Annotated in this window: 20 protein-coding genes; 8 read left to right on the top strand and 12 right to left on the bottom strand. The window is 62.4% G+C overall.

What is annotated here, in order from left to right:
* Positions 1–6: 6 nt before the first annotated feature.
* On the bottom strand, positions 7–951 hold the full coding sequence (locus P1M51_RS04155; protein ID WP_276246931.1) for a metal-dependent hydrolase: 945 nt from the start codon (positions 949–951) through the stop codon (positions 7–9).
* A 56-nt stretch (positions 952–1,007) separates the two neighbouring features.
* A complete protein-coding gene (locus P1M51_RS04150; protein WP_276248462.1) occupies positions 1,008–1,547 on the bottom strand; it encodes a mechanosensitive ion channel domain-containing protein in 540 nt (179 codons plus the stop codon).
* Positions 1,548–1,647: 100 nt separating this feature from the next.
* Between P1M51_RS04150 and P1M51_RS04145 the strand changes: the two genes are divergently transcribed.
* Positions 1,648–2,826 carry an alanine--glyoxylate aminotransferase family protein gene (locus tag P1M51_RS04145; protein ID WP_276246930.1) on the top strand — a complete coding sequence of 393 codons (1,179 nt, stop codon included), beginning with the start codon at positions 1,648–1,650 and terminating at the stop codon, positions 2,824–2,826.
* A gap of 1 nt (position 2,827) precedes the next feature.
* On the opposite strand, the gene P1M51_RS04140 is transcribed toward P1M51_RS04145, so the two are convergent.
* Together P1M51_RS04140 and P1M51_RS04135 are read right to left on the bottom strand one after the other, a co-directional pair.
* The gene (locus P1M51_RS04140; RefSeq protein WP_276274827.1) at positions 2,828–3,148 is read right to left on the bottom strand and encodes a hypothetical protein; all 321 of its coding nucleotides are present in this window, start codon (positions 3,146–3,148) and stop codon (positions 2,828–2,830) included.
* Between the two features lie 75 nt (positions 3,149–3,223).
* The gene (locus tag P1M51_RS04135) at positions 3,224–3,463 is read right to left on the bottom strand and encodes a DUF5816 domain-containing protein (RefSeq protein ID WP_276246928.1); all 240 of its coding nucleotides are present in this window, start codon (positions 3,461–3,463) and stop codon (positions 3,224–3,226) included.
* A 121-nt stretch (positions 3,464–3,584) separates the two neighbouring features.
* Here P1M51_RS04135 and P1M51_RS04130 point away from each other — a divergent pair, with 121 nt between their 5' ends.
* A complete protein-coding gene (locus P1M51_RS04130) occupies positions 3,585–3,989 on the top strand; it encodes a universal stress protein (RefSeq protein WP_276246927.1) in 405 nt (134 codons plus the stop codon).
* Here the strand turns inward: P1M51_RS04130 and P1M51_RS04125 are convergent.
* Positions 3,970–4,935 carry a mechanosensitive ion channel family protein gene (locus P1M51_RS04125; protein WP_276274826.1) on the bottom strand — a complete coding sequence of 322 codons (966 nt, stop codon included), beginning with the start codon at positions 4,933–4,935 and terminating at the stop codon, positions 3,970–3,972. The genes P1M51_RS04130 and P1M51_RS04125 overlap by 20 nt on opposite strands.
* Positions 4,936–5,020: 85 nt before the next feature.
* Between P1M51_RS04125 and P1M51_RS04120 the strand changes: the two genes are divergently transcribed.
* Together P1M51_RS04120 and P1M51_RS04115 are read left to right on the top strand one after the other, a co-directional pair.
* A complete protein-coding gene (locus P1M51_RS04120) occupies positions 5,021–5,770 on the top strand; it encodes a proteasome assembly chaperone family protein (RefSeq protein ID WP_276246925.1) in 750 nt (249 codons plus the stop codon).
* Positions 5,771–5,839: 69 nt separating this feature from the next.
* Complete coding sequence (locus P1M51_RS04115; protein ID WP_276246924.1) at positions 5,840–6,484, top strand: HAD family phosphatase; 645 nt, start codon at positions 5,840–5,842, stop codon at positions 6,482–6,484.
* On the opposite strand, the gene P1M51_RS04110 is transcribed toward P1M51_RS04115, so the two are convergent.
* The 4 genes from P1M51_RS04110 to P1M51_RS04095 are packed head-to-tail and all read right to left on the bottom strand — an operon-like array spanning position 6,481 to position 10,138.
* Positions 6,481–7,332, bottom strand: coding sequence for a translation initiation factor eIF-2B (locus P1M51_RS04110; RefSeq protein ID WP_276246923.1), 852 nt, complete (start codon positions 7,330–7,332; stop codon positions 6,481–6,483). The genes P1M51_RS04115 and P1M51_RS04110 overlap by 4 nt on opposite strands.
* A 46-nt stretch (positions 7,333–7,378) precedes the next feature.
* Positions 7,379–8,839 (bottom strand): RtcB family protein, encoded by a 1,461-nt coding sequence (locus P1M51_RS04105; RefSeq protein ID WP_276246922.1) that lies wholly within the window; start codon positions 8,837–8,839, stop codon positions 7,379–7,381.
* 45 nt (positions 8,840–8,884) lie between these two features.
* Positions 8,885–9,313 carry an archease gene (locus tag P1M51_RS04100; RefSeq protein WP_276246921.1) on the bottom strand — a complete coding sequence of 143 codons (429 nt, stop codon included), beginning with the start codon at positions 9,311–9,313 and terminating at the stop codon, positions 8,885–8,887.
* 9 nt (positions 9,314–9,322) lie between these two features.
* Positions 9,323–10,138, bottom strand: a complete 816-nt coding sequence (locus P1M51_RS04095; protein WP_276246920.1) for a DUF502 domain-containing protein — start codon at positions 10,136–10,138, stop codon at positions 9,323–9,325.
* 85 nt (positions 10,139–10,223) lie between these two features.
* On the opposite strand from P1M51_RS04095, the gene P1M51_RS04090 reads away from it, so the two are divergent.
* The 3 genes from P1M51_RS04090 to P1M51_RS04080 are packed head-to-tail and all read left to right on the top strand — an operon-like array spanning position 10,224 to position 12,787.
* Positions 10,224–10,706, top strand: coding sequence for an N-acetyltransferase (locus tag P1M51_RS04090; protein ID WP_276246919.1), 483 nt, complete (start codon positions 10,224–10,226; stop codon positions 10,704–10,706).
* A gap of 39 nt (positions 10,707–10,745) precedes the next feature.
* Entirely contained in the window at positions 10,746–11,921 is a 1,176-nt protein-coding gene (gene priS / locus P1M51_RS04085) for a DNA primase small subunit PriS (protein WP_276246918.1), read from the top strand.
* Positions 11,918–12,787, top strand: coding sequence for a hypothetical protein (locus P1M51_RS04080; protein WP_276246917.1), 870 nt, complete (start codon positions 11,918–11,920; stop codon positions 12,785–12,787). Before priS ends, P1M51_RS04080 begins: the two co-directional genes overlap by 4 nt.
* Before the next feature lie 13 nt (positions 12,788–12,800).
* On the opposite strand, the gene P1M51_RS04075 is transcribed toward P1M51_RS04080, so the two are convergent.
* Positions 12,801–13,961, bottom strand: a complete 1,161-nt coding sequence (locus P1M51_RS04075; RefSeq protein WP_276246916.1) for a rhodanese-like domain-containing protein — start codon at positions 13,959–13,961, stop codon at positions 12,801–12,803.
* 108 nt (positions 13,962–14,069) lie between these two features.
* Here P1M51_RS04075 and P1M51_RS04070 point away from each other — a divergent pair, with 108 nt between their 5' ends.
* Positions 14,070–14,465: a helix-turn-helix domain-containing protein gene (locus P1M51_RS04070; protein ID WP_276246915.1), complete on the top strand. Its 396-nt coding sequence runs from the start codon at positions 14,070–14,072 to the stop codon at positions 14,463–14,465.
* Between the two features lie 306 nt (positions 14,466–14,771).
* Here the strand turns inward: P1M51_RS04070 and P1M51_RS04065 are convergent, their stop codons facing one another.
* Together P1M51_RS04065 and P1M51_RS04060 are read right to left on the bottom strand one after the other, a co-directional pair.
* Entirely contained in the window at positions 14,772–17,039 is a 2,268-nt protein-coding gene (locus P1M51_RS04065; protein ID WP_276246914.1) for a CDC48 family AAA ATPase, read from the bottom strand.
* Positions 17,036–17,281, bottom strand: coding sequence for a hypothetical protein (locus P1M51_RS04060; RefSeq protein ID WP_276246913.1), 246 nt, complete (start codon positions 17,279–17,281; stop codon positions 17,036–17,038). The genes P1M51_RS04065 and P1M51_RS04060 overlap by 4 nt, the downstream gene beginning before the upstream one ends.
* Positions 17,282–17,370 lie beyond the last annotated feature (89 nt).

Here is a 17,370-nt window from a genome sequence, read left to right as displayed (position 1 = left end):
CTTCCCTCAAAGCGCAAGATACACCGCGGTGTAGCCAACCACGGCGATGGTAATTGCCGCGAGTCCAGTCACCAGCGTTTCGAGCAGGTTGGGTTCGGTAATCGACCACCGGGTCGGCCGCCGGGGACGCACTCCGACGACGCCGAGCGCGAGGACGCTGAACACGAAGTGATAGGACGTATCGAGCGTGGGTGCGGGGAGCAGGAAGGCGGCCGCGGCGTACCCGCCACCGAGGGTCGCTCGCTGGTTCAGATAGGCGACCGGCGAGCGCCCGTCGAGCGAGAGGTACACCCAGAGGGCGAGCCAGATAGTTGTGAGTTCGACGAGGAACGCACAGACGAGGTGCACCGTCGGGTCGGGGTGGAGCGTCACCCGTCCGGCCAGTACGGTCATGTCGAGCGGGTAGAGCAAGTGCGGGGCACTCCCCGTAAAGAGGTCACCGAACGGGTGGCTCAAGAAGCCGAGGAGAGCGGTGGCGAACAGAACGGAACCCGAGAGCCCTGCGAGACGGCGCATCGCGGTCGTCACGGCGAGTGCGGCGACGACGAAGGCGAGCATGACAGCGCCCCCGAGGAGGCCGGTGGTGGCGAACGCCGCGACGAGTAAGCCCGCGAAGACGAGGCCGGTCACCGGGTAGGCCCACCAGTCGCCAGCATCGGCGCGACTCCACGCGGCGACGCCAATTGCCGCGACGAACCCCACGACGAGCGAGTGGGTGACGACGCGGTGGACGAGCGTACTCGACGCCCAGAACGTCTCCGCCGCGTCGAACACGCCGGTCGTACTCGTCTTGACGAGACCGAAAACGGCGTAGCTCATATCCACGTCGGGGACGGTGGCGAACGCTCCGGCGGCGAAGCCGAGCGCGAGCGCGCGCTCTCTCGGAAGCCCAAATCGCGCGCCAACGGCGGCGGCGATGGCGAACGCGACCATCGCGTGACCGACGAACATCGCATGCAACTGCGACGAGGAAAAATATAAACTTCGCGGGGGTCAGCGTGGCACGATTACGTCTCGTCGTCGACTTTCGTCCACTTTTGTTCGATATCGCCGTTGGCCCGGATGACGGTGTTACCATCCACCGAGAGGCGCGTTTTGCGAAGTTCGATGGACTTGACGATGCCTTCGGTGTCGCTCGTCTTCACCGTGTCTCCGGGCATGAAATCAGGGTCGCGAAGCAGGTAGACGCCCGCGACGGCGTCCTTTATCATCCCCGAGAGCGCGTAGGAGACGCCGAGGGCGAGAAAGCCCGTCGCCGTCCCGAGGGAGGCGGCGATGGCCGTGAGGCCGACGATGGAGAGAAACGACAGGGCGACGCCGAACCAGAGGAAAACCGCGATAACCGTCGCGATGAACTGGCGGTAGACGGGCGAATCACCCGCGATTGTTCGTTTCAACAACGACTTCACCACGAACATGATTAGTTGGACGAACGTGCCCGCAATGACGAGGAAGACGAGTCCGCTGATGAGGTCCGGAAGCGCCGTCGTGATGTTGGAGATGAACTGGTCGAAAGCGGTCTGTACCAACTCTGTTCCAGTCTGCAGAGCTATCATGTATCCTACATTGTGAGAGGTGCGCCATTAATTCCCGTGGCCGTCTGCCGGGGAGCCATCATTTTTTGCCCATCAGTTCGTCTGGCGTGATATGAAGCGACCTGACGTAGACGAGTTAGCACCCCCTGAGCGGACGCTCATGGGTCCCGGGCCGAGCGACGTACACCCCCGCGTCCTCAAAGCGATGAGCACGCCCCTCGTGGGCCACCTAGACCCGTACTTCATCGACATCATGACCGAGGTACAGGACTTGCTTCGGTACACGTTCCGGACGGAGAACCAGTGGACGATTCCGGTTAGCGGGACCGGTTCCGCCGCCATGGAAGCGGCCATCGGTAATCTCACCGAACCCGGCGACACCGTCCTCGTGCCGACGAACGGCTACTTCGGCGGCCGGATGGCCTCGATGGCGCGCCGGGCGGGCGGGTCCGTCGTCGAGGTGGACGCACCGTGGGGCGAACCGCTCGACCCGGCGGACGTGGAAGCCGCGTTCGACGAACACCAGCCGGACGTGTTCGGGTTCGTCCACGCGGAGACGAGCACGGGCGTCCTCCAGCCGAACGTCCCCGAACTCACGGACATCGCCCACGACCACGACGCGCTGGTCATCGCAGACACCGTCACCAGCCTCGGCGGCGTCGAACTGCGCGTCGACGACTGGGACGTAGACGTCGCGTACTCCGGGCCACAGAAGTGTCTCTCCTGTCCGCCGGGAGCGAGCCCGCTCACGCTCAACGACCAGGCGATGGACAAGGTGCTCTCCCGCGAAGAAGACACCCGCTCGTGGTACCTCGACCTCTCGCTGTTGCAGGGCTACTGGGGCGACGACCGGTCGTACCACCACACCGCGCCCATCACGAACGTCTACGCGCTGCGTGAGGCGTTGCGACTCGTGGCAGAGGAAGGTATCGAAGAGCGGTGGAGCCGCCACCGTCGGGTCGCAGGCGGCCTCAAAGCGGGCGTCGAAGCGATGGGCCTCGAAATGAACGCCCCCGACGAGTACTGGCTCCCGAGTCTGAATGCCGTGCGCGTTCCCGGCGGCGTGACCGACGGCGAAGTCATCTCGGCGCTCCTCGACGAGTACGACATCGAAATCGCGGGCGGTCTCGGTGACCTCTCCGGAGAAATCTTCCGCATCGGCTGTATGGGACACGCAGCGCGCCCGAAGAACGTGCTCTCGCTGCTCGGGGCGCTCGGAAGCGTCTTAGACGAAAAGGGTGTCGACGTGGACGTGTCTGCGGGCCTCGCCGCGGCGAACGACGCGCTCTGAGTTACGCGACGGGGGCTGGGCCGACGACAGGGTGAATGACCTCGTAATCGTCGTCTGCGTCGACGCTGATAATCGCCCAGTCGTAGTCCGGTTTTTCTTCGAGCAGGCGACGGCGCAGCGGGTCGGCGCGCTGTCGCCAGGTCACGAAACAACGCAATGTGCCGGACGACGGTAGTCGTCCCTCGCCGTCGGTGGCAGTGACGTTTACCGTGCGCCACTTGCGCTCCGCCGTGAACTCAGTGCCGGACCCGGACACCGTGTATCCGAGCGTGGTGAAAATCGACCGCGCCTCCTCGACTGGTGGCGTGTTAACAGGCCCCATTCGACATATTTTACCACGGCGAGGCTCTTAACTGTTCGGCCCGTTCCAGAAACCGCACGCAAGCAGCCAGGTGCCTTACTCGTGGGCCGCGTCCCACTCGTCGGCTTTGTGGAGGTTCCCACAGTCGTTGCACTTGATTCGGCCCATCGAATCCATGGCCGTGTTCAGCGACTCACAGTTCGTACAGTAGTAGCCCCAGCGTTCCTCGCCACTCTCAGATTCGAAGACGACGAAAAACGGACCCTTAGACCCGCGCTCGGCATTCGACTCTGTCACGTAGAGCGTCTCACCGCTATCGGTCGCAATCGCGTCCATGTCGGGTAGTTTCGACGGCATTCGATAAAGAACTGTCCCATCTCCGCTTGTGGCGAAACGTGTCAAACGATGTGGGCCGTAAACAAAAGGTTCAGGCCGTTCGCCCGTGTTCGCACAGGCAATGACGCTCGTCATCGTCCCTGTCCGGTTCCCACTGACCGAGCACTCACGCGCTACAGTCGAGAAAGCGATTCAGGTCGCAGACGAGCAGGACGCAGACCTCACGGTGTTACACGTGAATCTCTACCAGTCCGGTCGGCACATCTCTCGCACGGACCTGAAGGCCGCCGTCGAACGCGAGTTCGGACGCCTGCCCCGCGCCCGCTACGTCACCCGTGAGGGCTTTCTCGTAGAGGAGACCATCCTCGACGAAGTCGCCGCGGAGGGCGCGGACGTGGTCGTCATCGGACGCAAACAGGTGAGTCGCTGGCGGCGCATGGTTCGGGCGCTCATCGACGACCCGGACATCGAGCGCTACCTGAACGAAAAGTTAGACTGCAAAGTGATTACCGCGTCTGCTGCCTGAGTCCCTCGTCCATCGAGACGTTGAGTTCGCCGCTCGTCTCGTCGAACACCACGTGTGAGTGGGGGTACGGAATCGACACGTCGGCTTCGTCGAGGCGTTCCCACACGTTCTCCTGAACCGCAGACCGCGCAGAGAGCAGTTTGTACGGCTGTTTCACCCAGTAACGAAGCCGCAGGTTCACCCCGTGGTCTGCGAAGGTGTCGATGTAACAGGTGGGTTTCGCGGGATACCGGGCGCTCCCGATGCGGATGTCCGGGCCGCCTTCGATGACGTCGGGGACCTCCGCTGCCGCCTGTTCCATGAGCCTGCGGGCCTCGGTCAAATCCCCCTCGTAGGTGACCGTCATGTCGAGAGCGAGCCGGGTCCGTTCGTCCTCCGCGGAGTAGTTGACGACGTCGCGGTCCCGAATCTGTCCGTTCGGGATGACGAGGAAGGTGTTGTCGAGAGTGAAAATCTTGGTGTACCGGAGCGTGATGTCCTCGACGAAGCCAGTCTGACCCCGGTCTACGAGTTCGATCATGTCGCCGATTTCGTAGGCCTGGTCAGAGAGGACGAACAGGCCGTTTACGATGCTCCCGATGATGGGCGCGAGGATGAAACCGACCGCTGCGGAGAACACGGTCACAGAGAGCGTGAGGTCAGAGATTTCGAGCCCGAGAATGAACATGGCGAGGAACCCGGCGGCCAGCAGAATGAGGGTCTGAATCGACCGCAGGACGGTTCGCGTGAGGCTGGGCCGACGAAAGCGCCGCGCAATACGGCGACTCAGTAACTGGACGAGCGTCCGTGAGGCGAAATACGCCACCACGACGATGGCGACAGCGATGATTATTCTCGGAATAATCTCAGGGATGAATCCGGGGAGTCCGTCGAACAGCGACGGCTGGTCGCCCGCTGCCGTCGTCGTCTCCGTACTCTGGAGCACCACCCATCCCAGTCTCGTCATGTTCACCCCGTCACCGGCCGGCGAAAAAAGCGTTGCGTACCGCCCCGCGACAACGACTAAACGGGTTGCGTGTGAACACGAACCTATGGACTATCGAATGCCTGCCGCCTTCGAACGCATGTTCAATGTCACACAGGAAGAAGAGCCGTCCTCGACGCTCGTCGCGGGGTTCTCCCAGCCAGGACTCGCCGGCCTGACGGCGGTCGACTACCTCGTCGAACATCTCGACCTCCGCCAGACCGGCTACATCACGACCGACGCCCTGCCGTCGATAACGCCGTTCAAAAACGGTCGTCCGCGCCACCACACGCGACTGTTCTCCCGCGATGGCCTCGACATCACGTTCCTCGTGGGCGAACTGTTCGTCCCCGTCTGGGCGGCCGACCCGTTCGCGGACGCGATTCTCAAGTGGGCAGACGAAAGCGACGTCGACGAGATTTGCATCCTCTCGGGCGTTCCCGTCCCTCACGGACCGGACGACCACCGCACGTTCTACATCGCGACGGAAGACTACAGAAAGCGCAGACTCGACGGAGCGACCATCCCCGCAATGGCAAACGGCTATCTCGACGGCATCAACGGGAGCATCATCGAGCGCGGCATCGACTCGTCGCTCTCCGCCTGCGTCTACACGACGCCAGTCCACGGGCAGGCCCCCGACGTGGAAGCCGCGCTCAGACTGTTAGAGGCGATGAACCAGGTGTACGACCTGAAGGTGGACACAGAGCCGCTCGAATCGTTCGCGAAGGCCGTCCAGCAACACTACGCCGACCTCGCGAATCGGCTCGAAAAGGTCGAATCGAAGGCCAAACCCGAAGACCGAATGTACATGTGAGGCGGGACGCGGGAGGGAGACGAACCCACGCCCGGTAGTTATTTTATCGAATCTGCGGTGGGACACGGTGTGAACCAGACTGAAGCCGTGCTGTTCGACATGGACGGCGTCATAGTCGATTCGGAACGCTACTGGATACAACAGGAACGTGACCACATCTTCCCGGAGACGGTCGAAGGTGACATCACACCCGAAGAAACGACCGGAATGAACGTCGAAGACATCTACGACTTCCTCGACGCGGAGTTCGAGACATTGGTGTCGAAGGCCGAGTTCCTCGGTCGCTACGACACCGCAGCCTCTCACATCTACCGCGAAGAAGTCGCGCTAATGGAGGGCTTTCGCGACCTCGTCGCCTCGCTGCGAGCGGCGGGCGTGAAAGTCGCCCTCGTCTCCTCGTCGAAACACGACTGGATCGAAATGGTCCTCGACCGATTCGACTTACACGAGGCGTTTGACCTCGTCGTGAGCGCAGAGGACATCGACGGCGCGAGCAAGCCGGAACCGGACATCTTCCTCCACGCCGCCTCACGGCTCTCTGTCGAGCCGTCGGCCTGCGTGGTCGTCGAAGATTCGACCCACGGCGTCCAGGCGGCCGTTGCGGCGGGGATGTACTGCATCGGCTACGCACCCGATTCACCCGGGCAGAATCTCACGGCAGCAGACGACGTGGCGAACGGACCGGCCGACCTCAAAGAGAAACTGCTCGGCTAGAACTGCTGGGTGCCGTGGTCGGTGATGACGGACTCGATGAGGCGAATCGGCGTCGCGTCGTAGGCGGGGTTCTCCAGTTTGAAGCCCTCTGCCGGTTCGAGCATGACCTCGCTGCCCGAGCGAATCTCGTTTTCGAAGACGAAGCCGTCCTCGATGATTTTCGCCCGCGACCCGATGACGACGACAGGGACGTCCACCTGCGCGGCCGTCGCAGAAATCGGGAACGTGCCGACGCGGTTGTAAAACTGGTCGCCGACGATGCAGTCCATCCCGAACAGCACCACGTCACAGTCGGGCAGGAAGTGACCGCATGCACTGTCGACCATGAGGTGCGTTTCGACGCGGTCCATCCCCGAGAGGACGCGGGCGGTCTTTCGTCCGAGGTAGCGTGGTCTGGCCTCGGTGACGTAGACCGTCAGGTGCTTGCCGTCGCGGACCGCGAGTTCGATGGCTTCGAGGACGGTCGAGGAGTAGTCGTGGGTGAGAATCGTCATCCCGTCTTCGATGGCGTTCGCGGCGTTCTCCGCGGCGCGGTCTTTTGCCTTCTCGACCTGGTCTACGACCTCCTCGATGGCGGCGATGGTGAGCTTTTTCGCTTCCTCGACCGATTCGGGGTTGCCCTCCGTGACGAGGTCGACGATCTGCCGTTGCGTGTTGAACAGCGAGGCGTGCGAGGGGTTCGCCCGGCGAAGCGCGCTGCTGTTTCGTTCCAGGTCACGGATGTACTCCTCTACGGTTACGAACTCGCGGTCCGTGAGGTCTGCGAGCGCAGTTGCGGCTTTCACCGCGACCACCGAGGAGCTGTGGGTCTGCATCTCGAGAATCTCCTCGACCGTCTCGTCTATCATACCTGAGGCTTCTCGTTCGGGGCAAAAGAACTTCTGGGTCCGCGTCTCACCCCTTGATGTTGCAGACGGGGAACGTGCGGGCGACGCGGTCGCCGATGCCGAGCGCGTCCGAGACGCGGATGACCTCGTCGATGTCCTTGTACACGCCGGGGGCCTCCTCGGCCACCGTCGCGCCGGACTGGGCCTTGACGAAAATCTGTTGCTGGTCGCGCAGTTCCTCCTGGACCGTCTCACCCCAGAACTGCTGTTTCGCCTTCGTCCGACTCATGACTCGGCCCGCACCGTGAGCGGTCGAGCCAAAGGTGAGGTCGAGGGAGTTCTCCCCGCCCCGCAGGATGTAGCTGTGGGTGCCCATCGACCCCGGAATGATGATTGGCTGGCCCACGTCCCGGTAGGCGGGCGGGAGTTCCGGTCGCCCGGCGGGGAACGCCCGCGTGGCCCCTTTCCGGTGAACGTACAGTTCGCGCTGTTCGCCGTCTACGTCGTGCAGCTCCTTCTTGGCGATGTTGTGGGCCACGTCGTAGAGCAGTTCCATCTCCATGTCCTCCCACGGCCGGTCGAACACCTGTGCGAACACCTGCCGGGTGCGGTGCATGATGAGCTGGCGGTTCACCCACGCGAAGTTGATGGCCGCACACATCGCGCCGTAGTAGTCCTCGGCCAGTTGGCTCCCGGCGGGCGCGGCGGCGAGTTCCCGGTCGGGCAACTGCGAGAGCAGGCCGCTGTGTTGTTTCTCGATTTTCCGCAGGTAATCAGTACAGACCTGGTGCCCGAGGCCGCGCGACCCACAGTGGATGAGGACGACGATTTGGTCCTCGTACAGGCCAAACGCTTCTGCCACGTCCTCACGGAACACGTCGGTCACGCGCTGGACTTCGAGGAAGTGATTCCCAGAGCCGAGCGACCCGAGTTGGTTTCGGCCACGGTTTTTCGCCTTCTCGGAGACCTTATCCGGTTGCGCGTCCGGGCGGAATCCCTCGTCTTCGCAGTGGGCGAGGTCGGCTTCGGTTGCGAAGCCGTTTTCTAACGCCCACCGCATCCCGTTTTCGAGCACGTCGTTCACCGTGTCGATGTCGTCTTCGACGACGCCGCCGCCGCCGAGGCCCGACGGGATGGCCCGAAACAGCGCGTCTACGAGTTCCTCCTCGTGGCCTTTGAGGTCGTCGTAGGTGAGGTTCGTCTTCATCATTCTGACGCCGCAATTGATGTCGTACCCGACCGCTCCGGGCGAAATACAGCCGTTTTCGGTGTCGATACCGGCGACGCCGCCGACCGGGAAGCCGTACCCCTGATGACCGTCCGGCATACAGACGGCGTGCTTCTGGATACCCGGCAGGTGCGTCGAGTTTTTGAGTTGCGAGAGGGTCAGGTCGTCGCTGATTTCGTCTAAGAGGGCTTCGCTCGCGAGGACGCGAGCGGGGACGCGCATGTCGCCTTCTTTGGGAATCTCCCAGACGAACTCGCGCACCTTGTGAAGCGTGATGTCACCGGCTTCGTAGGTAGTCATAGCTGACTCTACGAGCGCCACCCGGTTTAGGTTTTCATCTCCCGGTCAGGCGTCAAATACGACGTAGCCCTCCCAGCCCGCTGGCGTCTCCTCGATTCGCATCTCGGCGTACGTGACCGCCTTGATGTCGCGGGCGGTGACGTCGGCGAGCGGGACGCCGCGGGCGCTCGCCTCGACGACCCACTCGCCGTCCTCCTCGCTGACGATCGCTTCGTTGTCCACGGGGAGGACGAGGCGCACGTCGCGTTCGTAGATGAGTTGGTCCAGATAGTCGAACAGGGCGGCCTCGCGGTTCTCTGCGCGGACGGTAAACGAAAAGCGTTCGCCGGTGTCCGGAAACGCGTCACACATGCAGGCGGTGAGGCCGTCACCGAAGGCCGCAAAGAGGTCGCCGAGGGTGTCGCCCGTGGCCGCGACGCCGACGTCTGCGGTGTGTTCACGGAGTTCGAATCGTGCGTCCTCGGAATCGGTCATATTGCCCAATTAGCTACCGTCGCCTTTCTGTCCGCCGGTTCCCTCCGAATTCGGTGCGGTGACGCCCTGTTCGCTGTCGTCAGGTTCGACTTCGCCCGCCGTGGACATCCCCGTGAGACGGGTGAGTTGGTCAGAGGAGAGCGCGGCGTGTGACTCCCCGGATTTACCCACGGCGACCCCACTCGTGACGATGGCCCGGACGCCTTCCTCGACGGTCATGTCCACGTCGTGGACTTTGTCGGCCGGAAGGTGAACCAGAAACCCGCCCATCACGGGATTCGGTGCGAGCGGGAGAAACAGCGTCTGCATGTCGGAGTGACCCGCAGCCGTCTCGATTTCTTCGGGTGTGTCCGCGGTGAGGAAACCGATGGTGTAGGCCCCTTCGTGTGGGAACTCGACGATTTTGACCTCCTGAAAACTCTGGGTGTCGCTCTCGATGAGTACGTCGCTCATCCGTCGGAAACTGTGGTAGACGCCGCCGACGCCTGGGATGGCTTCGACGAGCGTGTGGAAACGGTCGGCCATGTGCTGGCCGCTCGTCCCTTCGGAGATGATGCCGACGATGAAGATGAGCATGACCGTCGCGACGATTGCCGTCGCCTGCACCAGATACCCCGGCATGTTGATGGTCCAGACCATGTTCGCGACCATCACGAACGGAGCCAAAATGTCAGAAACGAATCTGATGACGAATCCCAGAACGATGAACGTGATGATGAGTGGAATCGTCAACGCCGCACCGCTTAAAAACACTTGACGGAGCCGTTGTTTGGCCCCCTGCGCGTGACCGCGTTGTAGATTCGCTTCGCCGTCTCCGGATTCCATTAGCCATGTCGAATGGGTGCACTACCGAAAATGTTGTGGCAGGGGCGGTGGTATTATATCAACTCCGTCGCTATCATCCGTGGTAGTGAGCGTCAACATCGAACTGCGCGTCGCCGGGCCTGGCAATGACGCTTTCGCGGAGGAGGCCTGGGAGCTCAAAGAACACATCCGTAAGAACGAGGGGTTCCTGCGCCAGCGACGTGGCTTTTTCATGGACGCCTACCGCCGGTCTACGGCGTACCTCCTCATCGAAGACGGACCGGTCGAGAAACTCGTCGGTTTCTGCTCGGTCCGTCGTGACGGGTACATACTCTTTCTCGCAATCGACGCCGACTATCGCGGCGAAGGGTTCGCCGAACAACTCATCGGCGCTGTCGCAGAGGAGTACGGGTCGGTGAGTTGCCACGCACGGACGACGAACGAGCGGGCGCTCGGCTTCTACAAACACGTCGGCTTCCGGGTGGTCCGGGAGGTCACGAACTACTACGAAGACGGCGGTGCGGCCTATTACTTGCGACTCGGGAACAACTCGATTACGAGTCGATTCTCCGAGTTCATGCGACGGTGAAGGGCAAGTCCTTTCTAACCGTACGACGAATCCCGGTCGATGGAAGAGCGTACGCGTGCGTATCTCCGTGGCCGCTTTCGCGACTACTACAGACGCCACGAGATAACGCCACCACCGAACGCCCACGAGCGAGAGTGGGGATTCATCCCGTGGACCGACAGTCCGGGCACGACGATGGTTCGCCACCGGTCGCTGCTCGATTTAGGCGACCTCGGTGAGTTTCTCAGACACAAGCGTCCGCGCCACGTCTACTTCTCGGCCGGGCAGTACGCAGACCCGAGTGCGAACTCGATGCAGAAGAAACGCTGGCAGGGCTCCGACCTCGTGTTCGACCTCGACGCGGACCACCTGCCCGCAGTGACGCTCGGGGAGGACTCCTACGCGGAGATGCTCGCGAAATGTAAGGCAGCACTCCTTCGCCTGCTCTCGTTTCTCGAAGACGACTTCGGGTTTTCGAATATGCAGGTGGTCTTCTCCGGCGGCCGAGGCTACCACGTCCACGTCAGAGACGAGAGCGTGAACGCACTCGAACGCGAGGAACGGCGCGAAATCGTCGATTACGTCCGCGGCATCGGCCTCGACTTCGACGAACTCATCGCGACCGAATCGGTTCAGGGATTGGGTCGAAAGACGCCCGCAGACAAACGAACCCTCCGCACCCGAGGTGGCTGGGGCAAGCGAGCACACCGCCACCTCATGGCGTTCGTAGACGACGTGCTGGAAGCAGAAGAAGAGGCGGCGCTCGCTCGACTCCAGTCAATCGAGGGCGTCGGCGAGGGCCGAGCGAAAGCCGCCTACACGGCAATCCAGTCGAATCGAGACGCCATCGCCACAGGCAACATCGACGTTCACGCCGCCTTCTACCGCATCGCCCGCAGCGTGATGACAGAGGTCGTCGAACTCGACAACGCACCCATCGACGAACCGGTGACGACTGACACGAACCGACTCATCCGCCTGCCGGGGAGCCTCCACGGTGGCAGTGGCTTGCAGGTTCTCAGGCTCGAACGCGACGAACTCGACGACTTCGACCCGCTCCGCGCCGCGGTTCCGGACACGTTCGTCGGACACGATATCACGGTCGAAGTGACAACGGGCGGCGAGGTCGAACTCGGTGGCGATAGTTTTACACTGTCAGAAGGAGATGTTACAGTTCCAGAGTATCTCGGCATCTTCCTCATGGCCAGAGGGCGTGCCGAGAAGGGGAAAGAATGAATTTAGACGACCTGCAATCTGTCCGGAGCAAAGAGCGCCAAAAGGACAGCCTGCAGCATCTTCGCGAGACCTTTTATGCAGATGCCGCGGAGTTCATCCAGTCGCTACGCGACGAGCGCGAGGCCGCCGCCGCGCGTGCCGACGACCCCTTCGATTCACCGGAGGTCAGGCGGCTCTCGGACGACATCAAAACCGCAGAGAGCACCGTCGAAGCCGTCTACGAGCGTCGAATCGGGAAACTCGTGAAGATGGCGAGTCTCGACGCCGCCGGGATGCCGGTGGACGACGACGGCCTGACCGCAGAGGAACAGGGCGTCTACGAGACGCTCGTCACCGCCATCGAGGAAAATCGTGCCCACGTCCTCTCAGTGCTTGCAGGTGAAGGCCCACAGTCGAGCGACGGCCCGGAACCGGACGCGGACCCAGAATCGGAGCCGACGAAATCGACCGGCGGCGTGAGCGCCGCCGAAATGATGGGCGCGGGCGACGAGACAGCAACCGACCACGAGACGCAACCGATTCCGCCGGACGAACCAGCCCCGGACGACCCCACACCCGAAGTGCCACCAGACGAGCCAGAACACCCGGACGGGAATCGACCGGACGCCGTCGAGGAGGCCGAAGCGGATGCGGTCGCCGGAGACGCACCGACAGCAACCGACGGCGAGGAATCGCCGGAGGACGCGGACGAATCGGCTGCCGACGCAGACGACGAGCGCACGACCGTCCGCATCACGAAGGACATCGGCGAAATCTTCGGTATCGACCAGCGAACCTACTTCCTCTCGGCCGAAGACGTGGTGACGCTGCCGTCTGCGAACGCAAAACCGCTCGTCGACCGCGACGCGGCGGAACCACTCAACTAGGGCTATTCTTCAGCTAGGTCTGTTCGGCTATCGCGCAGTTGTTCGGCCCGAGTTCCAACTTCGTCGCCTCCTGTTCGTCCGTCAGGTCCCGCGCCCCCGTGTTGATGGCGATGACCGTCTCGTAGTTCGGCGGTTTCTCCGGGAGGTTGGCCGTGAGTCGAGCGACGAACTCTGCCTCGGGCAACTGGAGCAACGGAGCCGCCGTGCGGAGGGCTCGAATCGTCGCGAACACCGGTTCGCCCGGCGTCACCTCGGAGGACGTTCCGTCGGCTTCGAGGGCGAAATGCCCAGGGCAGACGAGGACGCTGTCCGGTTCTGCGAGCAGGGTGCCGTGGAGTGAGTCGTAGAGGAGCGCCGCACCGTCTGCGGCCGCCGCGTCGCCAAATTGGAGTTCCGTTCGCCCAACCGACGCGGTGAACAGCGTATCCCCGGTGAAGACGGCGACGTCGTTTACGAGATAGTTCGCCATTTCGGTGGTGTGTCCCGGCACGGCGAGCGCCTTTATCGAGAGGTCGCCCACAGTGACGACGTCGTTTCGCGAGAGCGGGTCGAACTCGTACTGGACGCCACGCTCCGTCGCACGTTCGCCGAGGTGGTACGTCGCCCCGACTTCGTCCGCGAGTTTTCGGCCACCGCTGATGTGGTCTGCGTGGACGTGGGTGTCGAAGACGTCCGTGATTTCGACCTCGTGGCGGTCTGCGAGCGAGACGAACTCGGCCGTGTGTCTGGTCGGGTCGATGACCGCGGCGGTTCCGGTTCGACGGGAGATGACGAGGTAGCCGAGACAACCCTTCGCCCGGCGTTGAACCTGAATGATGGTCACGTCGTCTGCGTCTGTCGGGACGGTGACCGTGTCGTAGACGGCGCTCCACGCGCGCATTCCACCCTCGACGACGGTGACGTTCTCGTAGCCTGCCTGTTCGAGTGCCGTGGCGAAGTGGTCCGAGGTGATACCCATCGCGCAGATGGTGACGATTCGGGCGTCGGGTTCGAGCCCGGTTTGCTCGCGGAGCCGTTGGGCGACGTCTACGTCTCCCGGTTTGAACGGCACGTTTCGCGCACCGGGGGCGTGCCACGCCGCGAAGTTGTCCGGCGGGCGCGTGTCGATGAGTTCGAAATCGGCGTCGTCGTCGACGAGCCGACGGAGATCCGAAGCGGAGATGCGAGCAACCATACCAGATACTTCGCGCACTGGCGAGATGAATGATTGGTCGCCCGACACCCTCCAACGGTCCGCATACGAACCATTATTGCCGTTCCGCCGAGTAGGTAGTGATAACCGATGCCCGACTCGATGGCAGAACTACTGCGAAAGGACATGGAGTGTGAGGGGCTCCTCGAATGTTTCCACGGCCTTCGCGAACTCGACCGGGAATGCTTTCAGGTGCTCGCGACCACCGACGAACCACTCACGATAGACGAAATCGCGACCCGCGTGGGGCGCGAGCGATCGACCGCCTACCGGGCCGTCCAGCGATTGCTCACGGCAGGTTTCGTCCAGAAAGAGCAGGTGAACTACGAACAGGGCGGCTACCACCACGTGTACAAGATTGCGAACGCAGACGATGTCGCAGACGACCTCCAGCGACTGCTCAACGACTGGTACGCGAAGATGGGAACGCTCATCCAGGAGTTCCGGACGAAGTACGACCACGAAGAAGTCGAAGCGCAGGGCTGAACCGCGTTACAGGCGGCTCCCCAAAGCGAATTCTCTCGACACGGCTATCCTCAAACCTCTACAATCTCGAACTTCAACAATCTCAAAGCTCAATAATCAAAAGTCGTATCTCGAACCCTCTTCGTGCGAGCACGGAGTGCTCGCAACCCTTTTTCACGTCTTCGTGAGCGTAGCGAACGAGGGCTCGAAGCAGGTCTCCTGCTTCTATGAACGTTTTCAAATTGCGAGGGGAATACACGCCCATCACAGCGGTTTTTTCATGCAAGTTTTTGGTGCGCGGACTCGTGCCGCGCACTCAAAAAGTTGCTATTGGAACGTCCGGCTGAACTCCCGCTCTTCGGTTTCGGGTTCGCGCTGTTGGAAGCGCTGTTCGATTTCCTCGTAGCGGCGAACCGTCTCGTCGGTGACCGACGGTTGAATCTCCTTGAGCGCCTTCTCGAAGTGCTCGCGGTTGACGCGAACGTTGCCGACGCTCTTTGCGACCTCTTCTCTCGAGACGCTCTTGATGAACTCGCGGCTTGCGGCCAGCGACGCCTCGCGGACGAGCGCTTCTAAGTCGGCCCCGACGTATCCCTCAGTCTCCTTTGCGAGCCAGTCTAAGTCCACGTCGTCGGCGATTGGCTTGTCCGTGGTGTGGACGTCGAGGATGGCGCGACGGGCGTCTTCGTCCGGGACGGGCACGTGGATGTGGCGGTCCAGGCGACCCGGTCGAAGGAGCGCCGAGTCGATGAGGTCAGGCCGGTTGGTCGTCGCGATGACGACGACGTCTTCGAGTTCTTCGAGGCCGTCGAGTTCCGTCAGCAACTGTGAAACCATGCGCTCTGAGACGCCCGAATCACCCATGCGTTGGCCGCGTTCGGAGGCGATGGAGTCGATTTCGTCGAAGAACACCACCGTCGGGGCGTTCTCGCGGGCTTTGGCGAACACTTCGCGGACACCCTTCTCCGATTCGCCGACGAACTTGTTGAGCAGTTCGGGGCCTTTGATGGAGATGAAGTTCGACTCCGCCTCGTTGGCGACCGCCTTCGCGAGCAGCGTCTTCCCCGTGCCCGGTGGGCCGTAGAGGAGGACGCCTTTTGCGGCTTCCATGCCCATGGTCTCGAACACTTCGGGATATTCGAGCGGCCACTGGATGGTCTCGCGGAGGCGTTCTTTGGTGTCCTCGAGACCGCCGACGTCTTCCCAGGTCACGTCCGGGGCTTCGACGAACACCTCGCGAAGCGCCGAGGGCGAGATACCCTTGAGTGCCTGTTTGAAGTCGTCTTCGGTAACGCGAATCGTCTCCAGGATGTCCGCGTCGATTTCGTCGGCCTCGAGATCGAGTTCGGGGCGGATACGTCGCAGCGCGTTCATCGCCGCCTCTCGGGCGAGCGATTCTAAGTCCGCGCCGACGAACCCGTGCGTGTTCGCGGCGTACATGTCGAGTTCGATGCCGTCTGCGAGGGGCATCCCGCGGGTGTGGACCTGCAGGATTTCCTTGCGCCCCTGTTTGTCGGGGACGCCGATTTCGATTTCGCGGTCGAACCGGCCGCCGCGGCGCAGCGCCGGGTCGATGGCGTTGAGACGGTTGGTCGCACCGATGACCGTCACCTGTCCGCGCTCGTTCAGGCCGTCCATGAGCGACAGGAGTTGGGCGACCACGCGACGTTCGACGTCACCCGACGTCTCACCGCGCTTTGGCGCGATGGAGTCGAGTTCGTCGATGAAGACGATGGCCGGTGCGCCCTCTTCTGCGCGTTCGAACACCTCACGGAGTTGTTCTTCCGATTCCCCGTAGTACTTCGACATGATTTCGGGGCCGGAGATGGTCTCGAAAGTGGCGTCGATTTCGTTGGCGACGGCCTTCGCGATGAGCGTCTTGCCCGTCCCCGGTGGGCCGTGCAGGAGCACGCCCTTTGGCGGTTCGATGCCGAGTTGTTTGAACAGTTCCGGGTGGCGCATCGGCAATTCGATCATCTCGCGAACCTGCTCTAACTCCTTGTCGAGGCCGCCGATGTCCTCGTAGGTGATGGAGGGGCCGCCGAGCGGGCTGGTGCGCTCTGCGCCCGAAATCTGCTCCGCGGGCTTCTCGCTGATGTCGATTTCCGTCGAGTCGGTCACCACGACCGTCCCGGAGGGGGAGACGCCAGCGATGCGCAGCGGAATCTTCTGGTTCGACATGCTCGTCATCGGGCCGAAGCCGAGCGAGAAGGGGACCGTCTGCCCCTTCGTGATGGCCTGTCCAGCGAGTTTGTCGCGGATGTACGGGCCGATGTTTCCGCGGATACGAAGATTCTGTGGGAGGGCGACAGTAACCTTCTTGGCGGGCTTTACGTCCGCCTTTTCGACCGTCACGCGGTCGTCGATGCCAACGGTGGCTTCCTGACGGAGGCGGCCGTCGATGCGGATGATGTTGCGATTTTCGTCTTCCGGATAGCCGGGCCAGACGCGTGCGACGGCGCGGCCGCCGTCTTTCCCTTCGATGACGATGTAATCGCCGTTTTCGAGATCGAGTTCGGCCATTGCTGCGCGGTCGATGGCGGCCAGACCGCGGCCGGCGTCTTTTTGCTTCAGGGGCTTGACGGTGAGCTTCATCGGTCTACCTCGATTGTTAGCACGCCATTTTTGATAAACGCTCGTGCCGCACCCTCGACGGGAATCTCGAATTCGAGTTGTTCGTCGTCGTCCCAGACGACGATTGCGGTGTGGTCGACGAGATCGACCGACGCGTTACCGCGCATGCCGAGGTCCGCCGCGAAGACGGTCGTCCCGGCGTAGTCGTAGCGGGTGAATGCCCCCTCATCGCCGCTCGGACTGTCGTGTAGCGAGATTTTCATACTAACATTAAGTTAGTCATATTAATATTTAAAACTGTCGCCGGTAATCGGCGTACTGCACGGGGTCGATCGATTGTGGTAGTATTGCG

The sequence above is a fragment of the Haladaptatus sp. QDMS2 genome (assembly GCF_029338295.1).
Classification (GTDB): domain Archaea; phylum Halobacteriota; class Halobacteria; order Halobacteriales; family Halococcaceae; genus QDMS2.
This window is presented reverse-complemented; position numbering and strand designations above follow the sequence as displayed.

Bases quoted from the DNA above. Each gene is read 5' to 3' on its own strand.
- P1M51_RS04155 (WP_276246931.1), bottom strand. From the start codon at position 951: ATGTTCGTCGGTCACGCGATGGTCGCGTTCGCCATCGCCGCCGCCGTT.
- P1M51_RS04145 (WP_276246930.1), top strand. From the start codon at position 1,648: ATGAAGCGACCTGACGTAGACGAGTTAGCACCCCCTGAGCGGACGCTC.
- P1M51_RS04140 (WP_276274827.1), bottom strand. From the start codon at position 3,148: ATGGGGCCTGTTAACACGCCACCAGTCGAGGAGGCGCGGTCGATTTTC.
- P1M51_RS04135 (WP_276246928.1), bottom strand. From the start codon at position 3,463: ATGGACGCGATTGCGACCGATAGCGGTGAGACGCTCTACGTGACAGAG.
- P1M51_RS04130 (WP_276246927.1), top strand. From the start codon at position 3,585: ATGACGCTCGTCATCGTCCCTGTCCGGTTCCCACTGACCGAGCACTCA.
- P1M51_RS04125 (WP_276274826.1), bottom strand. From the start codon at position 4,935: ATGACGAGACTGGGATGGGTGGTGCTCCAGAGTACGGAGACGACGACG.
- P1M51_RS04120 (WP_276246925.1), top strand. From the start codon at position 5,021: ATGGACTATCGAATGCCTGCCGCCTTCGAACGCATGTTCAATGTCACA.
- P1M51_RS04110 (WP_276246923.1), bottom strand. From the start codon at position 7,332: ATGATAGACGAGACGGTCGAGGAGATTCTCGAGATGCAGACCCACAGC.
- P1M51_RS04105 (WP_276246922.1), bottom strand. From the start codon at position 8,839: ATGACTACCTACGAAGCCGGTGACATCACGCTTCACAAGGTGCGCGAG.
- P1M51_RS04100 (WP_276246921.1), bottom strand. From the start codon at position 9,313: ATGACCGATTCCGAGGACGCACGATTCGAACTCCGTGAACACACCGCA.
- P1M51_RS04095 (WP_276246920.1), bottom strand. From the start codon at position 10,138: ATGGAATCCGGAGACGGCGAAGCGAATCTACAACGCGGTCACGCGCAG.
- priS (WP_276246918.1), top strand. From the start codon at position 10,746: ATGGAAGAGCGTACGCGTGCGTATCTCCGTGGCCGCTTTCGCGACTAC.
- P1M51_RS04080 (WP_276246917.1), top strand. From the start codon at position 11,918: ATGAATTTAGACGACCTGCAATCTGTCCGGAGCAAAGAGCGCCAAAAG.
- P1M51_RS04075 (WP_276246916.1), bottom strand. From the start codon at position 13,961: ATGGTTGCTCGCATCTCCGCTTCGGATCTCCGTCGGCTCGTCGACGAC.
- P1M51_RS04070 (WP_276246915.1), top strand. From the start codon at position 14,070: ATGCCCGACTCGATGGCAGAACTACTGCGAAAGGACATGGAGTGTGAG.
- P1M51_RS04065 (WP_276246914.1), bottom strand. From the start codon at position 17,039: ATGAAGCTCACCGTCAAGCCCCTGAAGCAAAAAGACGCCGGCCGCGGT.
- P1M51_RS04060 (WP_276246913.1), bottom strand. From the start codon at position 17,281: ATGAAAATCTCGCTACACGACAGTCCGAGCGGCGATGAGGGGGCATTC.